The sequence below is a fragment of the Spongiibacter sp. genome (assembly GCF_041602295.1).
GTDB lineage: Bacteria > Pseudomonadota > Gammaproteobacteria > Pseudomonadales > Spongiibacteraceae > Spongiibacter.
This window is the reverse complement of record NZ_JBFIGO010000005.1, coordinates 48,823-61,837: the sequence shown is the minus strand read 5'-3', so window position 1 is coordinate 61,837 and position 13,015 is coordinate 48,823. Positions and strand designations below refer to the sequence as shown.

Genomic DNA, 13,015 nt, shown 5'->3' with positions numbered 1-13,015 from the left:
ATTTGGAAGCCCTGCCGCTATGTTGGTAGACAGCCACTGTCATCTTGATCGTATTGACCTTTCCCCCTATGACGGCGACTTAGCTGCTGCAGTGAGCGCCGCAGTTGAGCGCGGCGTCGAGCGAATGCTGTGCATTGGTATTGATATCAATAATGCCCCCACTGTCGTCGACATCGCTCAGCGCTTTGACAATATTTACGCGTCTGTGGGGATCCATCCCCTGGATATCAGCGACGAAATTTGTGAGGTGGAGGCGCTGTTGCAGCTGGCCGACCAGCCAAAGGTCGTGGCCATTGGTGAGACAGGTTTAGATTACTATTACAGCGCCGAAAAGAAGGTTGAGCAACAGCGCAGTTTTGCTAACCATTTGCAGGCGGCCAGTCGCTGCGGAAAACCGGTGATAGTCCATACGCGAGATGCCCGCGAGGACACCTTATCTTTGATTGCCGAGCATGGCGATCCGCGCGTTGCCGGCGTATTGCACTGTTTTACCGAGTCTTGGGAAATGGCCAGCGCGGCGATGGATATGGGCTACTATATTTCCTTCTCGGGCATCATCACCTTTAAAAATGCTGCAGAACTGCGAGACGTCGTCAAGCGCGTACCCATTGAGCGCTTGTTGGTAGAAACCGATTCTCCTTATCTTGCTCCGGTGCCCTATCGGGGCAAAAAGAATGAGCCAAAATATGTGCGCGAGGTCGCCGAGTGTGTGGCAGAGCTAAAGGGCTTGTCACTGGCAGAGGTCGCGGCTCATACCACGCGTAATTTCGACCAACTTTTCAAACTTGCGTGAATATTTTCGCAGCAAAATTAGTGGAGAAAAACATTGAGTGATTCCAGCCTCAAGCGCACGGCCCTGTACGGCCTTCATGTTGAGTTGGGTGCCAAGATGGTGCCCTTTGCCGGCTACGATATGCCCGTTCAGTATCCACTGGGGGTGAAGAAAGAGCATTTGCATACCCGCGATGCCGCTGGCCTTTTCGATGTTTCCCATATGGGGCAAATCCGCCTCAGTGGAGACAATATTGCCGCTGAGCTTGAAAAGATTTTGCCGCAGGATGTGATTGGCTTGCCCGAGGGGCGCCAGCGTTATGGCCTGTTGTTGAATGAACAGGGCGGCATACTCGATGACTTAATGTTCGCTAACCGCGGTGAGGACTTTCTGGTCGTGGTCAATGCGGCCTGTAAGGACGCCGATGCGGCCTGGTTGCGCAGGCACTTGCCCGACAGTATTGATCTGCAGTTGCAGGAAGACCGCGCATTGCTGGCCTTGCAAGGGCCGCAGGCTAGGGCAGTGATGAGTCGCCTGGCGCCGTCAACTGCTGCGATGCGGTTTATGGATACCGGCTATGTCAGCGTCGCCGGCTTGGCTTGCTGGGTAAGCTGCTCTGGTTACAGCGGCGAAGATGGCTATGAAATTTCGGTGGCTAACAGCGATGCTGAGGCATTGGCCAGGGCCTTGTTGGCGGAAGCTGAGGTCGAGGCGATCGGCTTGGGGGCGCGTGATTCGCTTCGTTTGGAGGCTGGCCTGTGTCTATATGGCCACGATATGAACAGTGAGCGCAGCCCCATCGAGGCCAATCTGTTGTGGGCGATACAAAAGTGTCGCCGCCCGGGCGGGGATCGCGCTGGCGGTTACAGCGGCGCCGATGCTATTGCGCGTCAACTGGATATGGGCGTTGCCGAGCAGCGAGTTCTTCTCGATATACAAGGTCGCGCGCCGGTTCGCGAACACAGTGCCATCGTTAATGCCGAGGGTGAGCGCTTGGGAGAGGTGTGCAGTGGCGGCTTTGGTCCGACCACTGGCGGGCCGATCGCGATGGCTTATATCAGCAAGGCCGCCATCGATGAGGGTGTGCCGTTGTTTGCAGCATTGCGCGGTAAGTTGCTGCCGGTGTCGCTGCGCAGTGGCAGCTTTGTCGCGCCGCGATACTACCGCGGCTAATGTCCGAATTTTCACTGGGCCTTATCGAGGGCTTTTACGGTCGCCAGTGGCGCTGGGATCAGCGCAATGTGCTGCCGGCTCAGCTCGCTCGCTGGGGCTACAAGAGCTATATCTATGCGCCCAAGGGCGACGCTAGTCTGCGCAGCCGCTGGCGTGACGACTTTACTGAAGCGCATTTTTCACGCTTGAGACAACTGTCCGATACGGCCTCGCAAGCCGGTATTGCCTGGGGGCTGGGATTGTCACCGGCCGGTCTGCAGGCGAAATTCGGGCCGGATGATCGCCGGGATTTGTCGCGCAAGATCGCGCAGATTGCCGCTCTGCAGCCGGCGTCGCTGTGGATTTTGTTCGATGACCTGCCCGCCGGTGTTCCCCAGCTCGCCGCCCGGCAGTTGGAAGTCATTGACGCGGTGCGCCAGCAGCTGCCGGACTTGCCGGTGGCGATGTGCCCCAGTTACTACAGTGAAGACCCGATTCTTGAGGAGTTATTTGGCGCTTGTCCCGCGGAGTATTTTTCTACGCTGAATGCGGGGCTGGCGAGTGACGTCGACCTATTGTGGACCGGGCCAAAGGTGATTTCATCGAGCTACAGCGCCGCCGATATGCGCCGCGCCGCCGCTATTCTCGGCAGAAAGCCGCTACTTTGGGATAACTATCCGGTTAATGACGGTCGCAAAAGCAGTCGCTTTCTCAATGTGTTGCCATTTTCCGGTCGTCCGGCTGGGCTGGCCCAGTGGTGTCGCGGTCATTTCGTCAACCCCATGAATCAGTTCCATTTGTCACTGCTGCCATTGATGGGCCTGGCTAAGGTCTATACTGAGTCGTCACTGAGTCGCGATGTACTGTTTGCGCAAGCCTTGGCAACACTGCCGCGGGAGTTGGCTGAGCTACTCAAAGAGCATGCGCAGATTTTTCAGTGCGACGGCCTCGATGGTATGGCTGAGGCCGACAAGCAGCGCCTGGCGCGGGAGGCGGCCAACATTGATCATCCCGCAGCGGCTGAATTGGCGGCTTGGCTAAGGGAGGAGTACCGTTTTGACCCCGATTGTCTAACCGAATAATCACTCAATAGACAGATTTTACTTGGTGGCTTGCCATAAATTACGCTTTCCGGTAGTTTTAGCACCCGAATGTTTACATGGTAAACATGTTGCTTCAGGCAAATGCCGCCGCCAACATCTCGACTAGAGAACTCGAATAGAGGGAAAACAATGATTTATCAAGGCAAGGCGTTAAGCGCAAGCTTTCTGGAAGATGGCATCGCGGAGCTCTGCTTCGACCTTCAGGGCGATTCCGTAAACAAATTTAACCGTATCACGCTGGAAGAGCTGGGCGAGGCCACTAAAGCTCTGGCTGCCGAGTCTGGTCTAAAAGGCGTTGTGGTTACCAGTGGCAAGGCGGTTTTCATCGTCGGTGCTGATATCACCGAATTTACCGAGCTGTTCAAGCTGCCAGACGAAGAGCTGCGTCAGTGGTGCTCGCAAGCCAACGATGTATTCAATGCCTTCGAAGACCTGCCGGTGCCCACGGTGGCGGCTATTAATGGTGTCGCCCTGGGTGGCGGTTATGAAATGTGTCTGGCCTGCGACTTCCGCGTGATGTCCAGCAGTGCCGTCGTTGGTCTGCCTGAAGTGAAGCTGGGCATCAACCCCGGCTTTGGTGGCACCGTGCGTCTGCCGCGGGTTATCGGCTGCGACAATGCCAACTTGTGGGTGGCCACCGGTAACCAGCAAAAACCCGATGCCGCGCTGAAAGATGGCGGTGTCGATGCGGTGGTTGCGCCGGAATTGCTGAAAGAAGCAGCGATTGACCTGCTGAAGAAAACCATTGCTGGCGAGTTTGATTACCAGGCGCGCCGCGACGAGAAGAAATCTCCGGTTAAACTGAACGATATTGAGCGCATGATGGCCTTTACCACGGGTAAGGCGATGGTCGCGCAGCAGGCAGGCAAAAACATGCCGGCGCCGGTAACGGCAGTGAAGTCGATGGAGCGCAACGCGACATTGAGCCGCGATGAGGCGATTGAAGTAGAAATTGATCACTTCATCAAGCTGGTGCGCACGCCGCAATCCAACGCGCTGGTAGGGCTGTTCCTGAACGAGCAGAGCGTTAGTAAAGCTGCCAAAGCGGCCGCCAAAGCGGGCGGTGACGTTAAGCAGGGCGCGGTGTTGGGTGCCGGTATTATGGGCGGCGGTATTGCTTACCAGTCGGCCTACAAGGGTACGCCTATCCTGATGAAGGATATCGCTGAAGCCGGTCTGGAATTGGGCCTGAAGGAAGCGGGCAAGTTGTTGTCCAAGCGTGTGGCGCGCGGTCGCATGACCCCGGACAAAATGGCCGCGGTACTGAGCAGCATTCGTCCGACCTTGAACTACGATGGTTTTGAGGCGGCAGATGTCATCGTTGAAGCCGTGGTGGAAAACCCCAAAGTGAAGCACGCGGTGCTGGCGGAAACCGAAAAGCACATTCGCGAAGATGCGGTTTTGGCCTCGAATACTTCTACAATTTCCATTACCTATCTTGCGGAAGCTCTTGAAAGACCTGAGAATTTCTGTGGTATGCACTTCTTCAACCCGGTGCACGCTATGCCTTTGGTAGAAGTTATTCGCGGTGAAAAAACCAGCGAAGCGACCGTGGCGCGCACAGTGAAATACGCCCTGCAAATGGGCAAAACGCCCATTGTGGTTAACGACTGCCCCGGCTTCTTTGTGAACCGCGTGCTGTTCCCGTACTTTGCCGGCTTTGACATGTTGGTGCGCGATGGTGCCGATTTCCGCCACGTCGATAAAGTGATGGAAGGTTTCGGTATGCCAATGGGTCCTGCCTACCTGATGGACGTTGTCGGTATCGACACCGGTTTCCACGCCGCTGAGGTGATGGCAGAGGGCTTCCCGGATCGCATGCGCCACGACTTCAAAGGCATCTCGCAGATGATGTTTGAGGCGAATCGCTACGGCCAGAAGAACGGTCTCGGCTTCTACAAATACGAAGAAGACAAGCGCGGCAAGCCCAAGAAAGCTGAAGACGAAACCGCGCTGGCAATGGCCGCCGAGGCTCAGCAGCAGAAGCAGGAGATTTCCGACGACGATATCCTGGCTCGTATGATGATCCCGATGTGTGTGGAAACCGTTCGCTGCCTGGATGAAGGTATTGTTCGCGATCCCGCCGATGCGGATATGGGCCTGGTAATGGGTATTGGCTTCCCGGTATTCCGCGGTGGCGCACTGCGCTACATCGACCAAATGGGCGTGAAGGCTTTTGTTGAAATGGCCGATCGCTACGCTGACCTTGGCAAGCTCTACCAGGTAACTGACAGCCTGCGCGACATGGCTGCCAAAGGCGAATCTTTCTTTAAATAATCGGGCGGAGACTGGAACATGAACTTCAAAGCAAATGATGTAGTGATTGTAGATTGCGCCCGTACCGCGATGGGGCGCTCTAAAAATGGCGTTTTTCGCAATGTACGTGCAGAAAATATGTCAGCGGCGTTGGTAGATGCGCTGCTGGCACGTAACCCCGGTGTCGATCCGGCGTCTTTCGAAGACGTGATTTGGGGCTGTGTTAACCAAACCAACGAGCAGGGCTGGAACATTGCTCGCATGATGTCGGTGATGACCAAGTTGCCCCACGAGGTTGCCGGTCAAACCGTCAGCCGCCTGTGTGGTTCTTCAATGTCGGCACTGCACACTGCTGCTGCGTCGATCACTGCTGGCTTGGGTGATACCTTCCTGGTCGGTGGTGTTGAGCACATGGGCCATCTGGCGATGAACCACGGTGTTGACCCCAATCCCCAGGCCAGCAAATACGTTGCGCGTGCGGCGGGTATGATGGGCATGACGGCCGAGGCCTTGGGCATGCTGCACGGCATCAGCCGTCAGCAGCAAGACGAGTTTGGCTTGCGTTCGCACCTGCGCGCTGCCGCGGCTCAGGAGCAGGGTCTGTTTGACAAAGAAATCATGGCCATTGAAGGCCACGACGAAGCCGGTCGTAAAATTCTTGTGAAAGCCGATACCACCGTGCGCCCTGAGACCACACTGGAAAGTCTGTCGCAATTGCGCCCAGCCTTTGACCCCAAAAATGGCACGGTCACCGCCGGCACCAGCTCGCAAATTGCCGACGGCGCTTCGGCGATGATCGTCATGTCCGGCCAGCGCGCCATGGATCTCGGTCTGAGCCCGCGTGCCAAGGTGCGCAGCATGGCCGTTGCCGGTGTCGATCCGTCAATCATGGGTTACGGCCCGGTGCCGTCTACGCAGAAGGCGCTGAAGCGCGTCGGTCTGACCATGGACGATATCGACACGGTTGAGCTTAACGAGGCCTTTGCCGCGCAAGCCTTGCCGGTGCTGAAGGACCTTGGTCTGCTGGACAAAATGGACGACAAGGTGAACCTCAATGGCGGCGCCATTGCACTGGGCCACCCATTTGGCTGTTCTGGTACGCGCATCATCGGCACGCTGCTGAATGTGATGGAGCAGAAAGATACCAGCATTGGTCTGGCGACCATGTGTATCGGTATGGGTCAGGGTATCAGCACGATTATCGAGCGCGTGTAAGCGATCTCGTCCCTTCCGGCCTTTCTTAGGCTGTTGTCACAGGGCTTTGCTTGATTGCGGGCAGGCCCTGTGGCACAATTTCCGGCCTCGTTTGGCGGCAGTCGAGCGAATCCACGTTAAATCGTTATATTTCAACGGTTTACAGTGTGCGGATGTGGTGAAATTGGTATACACGCCAGATTTAGGTTCTGGTGCCGCAAGGCGTGAGAGTTCGAGTCTCTCCATCCGCACCATTTCATAGAATTCTTTAAGCGGGCGGGCAAAGATTGCCGGTTCGTGTGTTAGATCGCTTTTGAGGAACTTCCATGCAAGTCTCAGTTGAAACGACGTCTGGTCTCGAGCGTCGCTTAATCGTAGGTGTCCCCGCTGCACGTGTCGACAGTGCGGTAGATAGCCGCCTGCAGGAAGCGGCAAAGACCGTAAAGCTTAACGGCTTCCGCCCCGGTAAGGTGCCGATGAAAGTCGTTCGCCAGCGTTTCGGTCAATCGGTTCGTATGGAAGTGCTGGGTCAGGTAATGAATGACTCCTTCTACGAGGCGATTCAAGAGCAGGGCTTGAAGCCCGCTGGTCGCCCCGAAATCGAACCCAAGAGCATGGAAGAGGGCAAGGACATTGAGTTCGTGGCCACTTTCGAAGTGTTTCCCGAGATTGAGCTCAAGGACTACAGCAGCATCCAAGTGAAGAAGCCGGTTGCCGAAATCACCGATGCTGACCTGGATAAAATGATCGAAAACCTGCGCAAGCAGCGCGCCAGCTGGGAAGCGGTTGAGCGTGCAGCGGTAGTGGGTGATCAGGTAAATATCGACTTCGTCGGCACTAAAGATGGCGAGGAATTTGAAGGTGGCAAGGCTGAAGGTACTGATCTGGAGCTGGGTTCGGGTCGTATGATCCCCGGTTTTGAAGACGGTATCGTTGGCATGAGTGCCGGCGAAGAGAAGGTTCTCGCGTTGAGCTTTCCCGAGGACTACCACAGCGAAGAGCTGAAAGGTGCCGCGGTGGAGTTCAAGGTAACGGTTAACTCGGTCAATGAGCAGGTGCTGCCGGCACTGGACGAGGAATTGTTTAAGCTGTTTGGCGTCGAAGAGGGCGGCGAAGCGGCTTTCCGCGCGGAAGTGGAAAAAAATATGGCTCGCGAGTTGAAAAACGCGACCAAAACCCGCATTAAAACTCAGGTGATGGATGGTGTTCTCGCTGCCCACGCCGACTTGCAGGTGCCCAAGGCCTTGGTTTCTCAAGAAATTGATGCATTGCGCAACCAGCAAATGCAGCAGTTTGGCGCCCTGGCAGAGAAGCTTAACCCTGCCGATATCCTGCCGGATGACCTGTTCCGCGACAATGCCGAGCGCCGTGTGAAGCTGGGCCTGGTGTTAAACGAGCTGATCGCAGCCGAAGAGATCAAGGCAGATGCCGACAAAGTTCGTGCAACGCTTGAAGAGATGGCAGCCAGTTACGAAGATAAAGAAGAAGTTATCAATTACTACATGAGCCAGCCGCAGCAGCTTCAGCAGATCGAAGGCATGGTGATTGAAGAAGAAGTAGTTGAGAAACTTCTTGAAAAAGCGACAGTTAGCGAAGAAACTTTGAGCTACGAAGAAGTTATGTCTCCGCCTGCTCAGGAAGACGAAGAAGATTGAGTGCATTTAAGTAACTAGTGCTCTTCGTCAAGCGGCTGAACTTCGGTTCCGCCGCTTGATTTTTTTCTGGCATGCCATAACGTAACAGTCAATTCACGACACATAAGAGAATTGAGTATGTCCCGAAACTCCTTTGATGGAATCAACAACAATAATGTAACCAACCTCGGTCTGGTGCCGATGGTCGTGGAGCAGACGGCGCGCGGAGAGCGTTCCTACGACATTTATTCCCGCCTGCTAAAAGAGCGAGTCATCTTCTGTATCGGTCCGGTAGAGGATCATATGGCTAATCTGATTGTGGCGCAGATGCTGTTCCTCGAGTCAGAAAATCCGGATAAAGACATTCATTTGTACATTAACTCACCGGGTGGCTCGGTGACCGCCGGTTTGTCAATTTACGACACAATGAAGTTTATCAAGCCCGATGTCAGCACCATGTGTATTGGTCAGGCGGCCAGTATGGGGGCGTTTTTGCTCAGCGGCGGTGCGAAGGGCAAGCGTTTTATTCTGCCCAATGCCCGCACAATGATCCATCAGCCCAGCGGCGGCGCCCAGGGGCAGGCGACGGATATTGATATTCACGCCCGTGAGATCCTGATTATTCGCGAGCGCTTAAACCATTTGATGGCTGAGCACACCGGCCAGGACTACGAGACCATTGCCCGCGACACTGAGCGTGACAATTTCATGAACGCCCAGCAGTCCTGCGATTATGGTCTGGTTGATGAGGTGCTTTCGTCGCGCAGCTAAGAGGTTTGGCGCTGTTCGCGCCGCTGGCGCTGACTTGCAAAACAGGATAAAAGGGGCCATCTTTAAGATCAGCGATGAATACGCCCCATACGTTGACAAGGTGAGTATTAATGAGTAGTAAAGACGGCGCAGATGACAATGGCAAGCTGCTGTATTGTTCGTTCTGCGGCAAGAGCCAGCACGAGGTGCGCAAGCTGATTGCGGGGCCCTCTGTATTTATCTGCGACGAGTGCGTGGATCTGTGCAACGATATTATTCGTGAAGAAGTGCAGGAAGCGGTCAGCGAGGCTGGTCGTGAAAAACTGCCATCACCCCAGGAAATTAACGCCACACTGGATCAGTATGTCATTGGTCAGGCGCGGGCAAAGAAGGTGTTGGCGGTTGCCGTTTACAACCATTACAAGCGTCTGCGTCACGGGGATAAGGGCAAAGACGAGGTTGAGCTGGGCAAGAGTAATATTCTTCTTGTCGGCCCCACCGGCAGCGGTAAAACACTGCTGGCGGAAACTTTGGCCCGATTGCTGGACGTGCCCTTTACCATAGCCGATGCAACAACGCTGACTGAAGCGGGCTACGTGGGTGAGGACGTTGAAAACATTATCCAGAAGTTGCTGCAGAAGTGCGACTATGACGTCGAGAAGGCGCAGATGGGTATTGTTTATATCGATGAGATCGACAAGATTTCGCGCAAGTCTGACAATCCGTCGATTACCCGGGATGTCTCCGGAGAGGGTGTTCAGCAGGCCTTGCTGAAGCTGATCGAGGGTACCGTGGCCTCTGTTCCGCCTCAGGGCGGTCGCAAACACCCGCAGCAAGAGTTTTTGCAGGTTGATACCTCTAATATCCTGTTTATTTGCGGTGGTGCCTTTGCGGGGCTTGATCGCGTTATTCGCGCTCGCTCCGAGAAGGGCGGCATTGGCTTTGGTGCAGAGGTCAAGAGCAAGGACGAGTCGCGCAATGTCGGCGAGGTGCTGGCCGATGTTGAACCTGAAGATTTGGTGCGTTACGGCTTGATTCCGGAATTTGTCGGCCGTTTGCCGGTCATTGCGACTCTGGAAGAGCTGGATGCGGACGCGCTGGTGAGTATTCTTACCGAGCCCCGCAACGCCCTGACCAAGCAGTATGCAAAGCTGTTTGATATGGAAGGGGTGGAAGTCGACTTTAGGGAGGACGGCCTGCGCGCGGTGGCTGAAAAAGCCATGATTCGCAAAACCGGTGCGCGGGGGCTGCGCTCTATTCTCGAGTCGGTGCTGCTGGACACCATGTATGACCTGCCATCTACAGATAATGTTAGCAAGGTGGTGGTCGACAGCTCGGTGATTAACGGTGAATCGCCGCCGATGCTGGTCTACAGCGATCAGCGCAAGGCTGCGCCAGACGAGTAAGCAAACAGTAAGCCGCCTCTCACCCAGGCGGCTTTTTTGTGAGTTTGTTTGTAGTCAAGTCTTGTATTTCCCCTTTCAAATCCCCATCTTAGGGTCATAGCTGCCCGCATATTTTACATCTCATATAGCCCCGCGGGCCCCCCACAGTTTCAAAACGAGGCGAGCTAATGGCTGACAAGCGTGACACTCTGGAGTTGCCGCTGCTTCCCCTACGCGATGTAGTGGTCTACCCCCATATGGTGATTCCCCTGTTCGTGGGGCGCGATAAATCGATACGTGCCCTCGAGCTGGCGATGGCCGACAACAAGGAAATTGTTCTCGCCGCCCAGCGCAATCCTGATGTGGATGAGCCGGGCACTGACGATCTCTACGATATTGGTACCGTTGCAAACATCCTGCAGCTGCTAAAACTGCCAGACGGCACGGTGAAGGTCTTGGTTGAGGGTGATTACCGCGCCCAGATAAATAGTATCGCGGCGGAGGATGAATATTTCCGCGCCGAGGTTGTGGCGATAGATGAGCAAAAAATTGCCGCCGAGGAATCGGAGGTGATGCTGCGTTCGGCGATTTCTCAGTTTGAGAAATACATTAATCTGAGCAAGAAGATTCCCTCCGAGGTGTTGACGTCCTTGTCCGGTATTGATGACCCGGGGCGTCTTGCCGATACCGTAGCGGCCCATATGAGTATGGAGCTGGAGCAGAAGCAAGCGGTGTTGGAAATGAGCGACGAGCGTGAGCGACTCGAGCACCTGATGGCGGTAATGGAGTCTGAGATTGACTTGTTCCAGGTGGAGAAGCGCATCCGCGGCCGTGTTAAAAAGCAGATGGAAAAAAGCCAGCGCGAGTACTATCTGAACGAGCAAATGAAGGCCATTCAGCGCGAATTGGGCGAAACCGAAGAAGGAGCTAACGAGCTAGAAGAGCTGGAGAAGCGCGTCGCCGATGCGGGGATGAGTAAGGAGGCGTTGGAGAAAGCCAAGGCTGAACTCGCCAAGCTTAAAATGATGTCGCCGATGTCGGCCGAGGCCTCGGTGGTGCGCGGTTACATCGACTGGCTGGTGAATATCCCCTGGCAGAAGCGCTCGCGCGTCAAGCACGATCTCAAGCGAGCACAAGAGATTTTGAACAGCGACCACTACGGTTTAGAGGAAGTGAAAGAGCGTATTCTTGAATACCTCGCCGTTCAAAAACGGGTGAAAAAAGTCAAGGGGCCGGTATTGTGCCTAGTTGGACCGCCGGGTGTGGGGAAGACCTCGCTGGGTGAGTCGATCGCTCGGTCAACCAATCGCAAATTTGTTCGTATGGCGCTGGGCGGCGTGCGCGATGAGGCCGAAATTCGCGGGCACCGCCGCACTTATATTGGGTCAATGCCCGGTAAAGTCATCCAAAAAATGTCTAAAACTGCGGTGCGTAACCCGCTGTTTCTACTCGATGAAATTGACAAAATGGGCATGGATCACCGCGGCGATCCGGCGTCGGCATTGCTGGAGGTCTTGGACCCCGAGCAAAATCACGCCTTTAATGACCACTACTTGGAAGTCGATTACGATCTGTCAGATGTGATGTTTATCTGTACATCCAATTCGCTGAATATTCCTCCAGCCCTGCTGGATCGTATGGAAGTGATTCGCATCCCCGGCTACACCGAGGATGAAAAGGTCAATATTGCACGGCGTTACCTTATCCCCAAACAGCTGAAAAATAATGGTCTGAAAGAAACAGAAGCGACGATTGGCGATGATGTTATTCAAGACATTGTGCGTTACTACACCCGCGAAGCGGGGGTCAGGGGGTTGGAGCGCGAGATCGCCAAGGTGTGTCGAAAAATTGTTAAAAATGTCGCGCTGAGTGATGATAATTCGCCGATAGAAGTGACATCGGCGAATTTGGAAGACTACCTCGGTGTGCGTAAATATACCTTTGGCAAGGCGGAAGAAGAAAACAAGGTCGGCCAGGTAACCGGGCTGGCGTGGACGCAAGTCGGCGGTGAGTTATTGACCATAGAGGCGGTTTCTGTGGTTGGTAAAGGGCGTCATATCCAGACCGGGTCGCTGGGCGATGTTATGCAGGAATCGATTCAGGCGGCGATGACGGTGGTGCGCAGTCGTTCAAAACGGTTGGGCGTGCCGGCGAAATACCACGATAGTCACGATATTCACATCCATATGCCAGAGGGCGCGACGCCTAAAGATGGGCCGTCTGCTGGTATAGGTATGTGTACTGCGCTGGTGTCTGTGATCACCGATATTCCGGTCAAAAGCGACGTGGCGATGACCGGCGAGATCACTCTGCGCGGCGAGGTTCTGGCGATTGGCGGCCTTAAAGAAAAGCTGTTGGCGGCTCATCGCGGTGGCATTCGTACGGTCTTGATCCCTGCTGAAAACGAGCGAGACCTTAAAGAGATCCCGGAAAATATTAAGGCGGATCTCGATATTCGTCCGGTTAAGTGGATCGATGAAGTGCTGAATATAGCGCTTGAGCGCGTTCCGGATGAGATTTCAGAGGAAGCATATTTGGCGGGTCTCAGTGATGATAAAAAAGCACTTGAGGCGAATTTAGAAGGGCAGGGAGGCAAGCGCCCTAGTGCACATTAGTGTATTTGTATAGCGCTTGGTGAGGCTTCATCTGTTCATCTAATGATCAGCCTGAAGCCCCCGTCGTCTCTGTGCTTGGCAGAAATGCGATATTGGGCTGCGCGAAGCAGAGTTTCCTTGACCGGCCTAATTGCAGTTGGTATAAATCCCTCTC

General features: G+C 54.8%; 9 protein-coding genes and 1 tRNA gene. All 10 read left to right on the top strand.

Annotation, left to right across the window (positions count from 1 at the left end; genetic code table 11):
• The first annotated feature begins 19 nt into the window (after positions 1 to 19).
• Positions 20 to 793 (top strand): TatD family hydrolase, encoded by a 774-nt coding sequence (locus ABYM29_RS01980; protein ID WP_372861460.1) that lies wholly within the window; start codon positions 20 to 22, stop codon positions 791 to 793.
• Between the two features lie 33 nt (positions 794 to 826).
• Positions 827 to 1,945, top strand: a complete 1,119-nt coding sequence (gcvT, locus tag ABYM29_RS01975) for a glycine cleavage system aminomethyltransferase GcvT (RefSeq protein WP_372861458.1) — start codon at positions 827 to 829, stop codon at positions 1,943 to 1,945.
• A complete protein-coding gene (locus ABYM29_RS01970; RefSeq protein WP_372861456.1) occupies positions 1,945 to 3,006 on the top strand; it encodes a beta-N-acetylglucosaminidase domain-containing protein in 1,062 nt (353 codons plus the stop codon). The genes gcvT and ABYM29_RS01970 overlap by 1 nt, the downstream gene beginning before the upstream one ends.
• 150 nt (positions 3,007 to 3,156) lie before the next feature.
• Positions 3,157 to 5,304 (top strand): fatty acid oxidation complex subunit alpha FadB, encoded by a 2,148-nt coding sequence (gene fadB / locus ABYM29_RS01965; protein ID WP_372861453.1) that lies wholly within the window; start codon positions 3,157 to 3,159, stop codon positions 5,302 to 5,304.
• Between the two features lie 18 nt (positions 5,305 to 5,322).
• Positions 5,323 to 6,498: an acetyl-CoA C-acyltransferase FadA gene (gene fadA, locus ABYM29_RS01960; protein ID WP_372861450.1), complete on the top strand. Its 1,176-nt coding sequence runs from the start codon at positions 5,323 to 5,325 to the stop codon at positions 6,496 to 6,498.
• Between the two features lie 148 nt (positions 6,499 to 6,646).
• A tRNA-Leu gene (locus tag ABYM29_RS01955) sits at positions 6,647 to 6,731 on the top strand.
• A 72-nt stretch (positions 6,732 to 6,803) separates the two neighbouring features.
• Entirely contained in the window at positions 6,804 to 8,132 is a 1,329-nt protein-coding gene (gene tig, locus ABYM29_RS01950; RefSeq protein WP_372861448.1) for a trigger factor, read from the top strand.
• Positions 8,133 to 8,249: 117 nt separating this feature from the next.
• Positions 8,250 to 8,882: an ATP-dependent Clp endopeptidase proteolytic subunit ClpP gene (clpP, locus tag ABYM29_RS01945; protein ID WP_372861445.1), complete on the top strand. Its 633-nt coding sequence runs from the start codon at positions 8,250 to 8,252 to the stop codon at positions 8,880 to 8,882.
• A gap of 110 nt (positions 8,883 to 8,992) precedes the next feature.
• Positions 8,993 to 10,267, top strand: a complete 1,275-nt coding sequence (gene clpX / locus ABYM29_RS01940) for an ATP-dependent Clp protease ATP-binding subunit ClpX (protein ID WP_372861443.1) — start codon at positions 8,993 to 8,995, stop codon at positions 10,265 to 10,267.
• 167 nt (positions 10,268 to 10,434) lie between these two features.
• A complete protein-coding gene (lon, locus tag ABYM29_RS01935; RefSeq protein ID WP_372861440.1) occupies positions 10,435 to 12,861 on the top strand; it encodes an endopeptidase La in 2,427 nt (808 codons plus the stop codon).
• Positions 12,862 to 13,015: the final 154 nt, after the last annotated feature.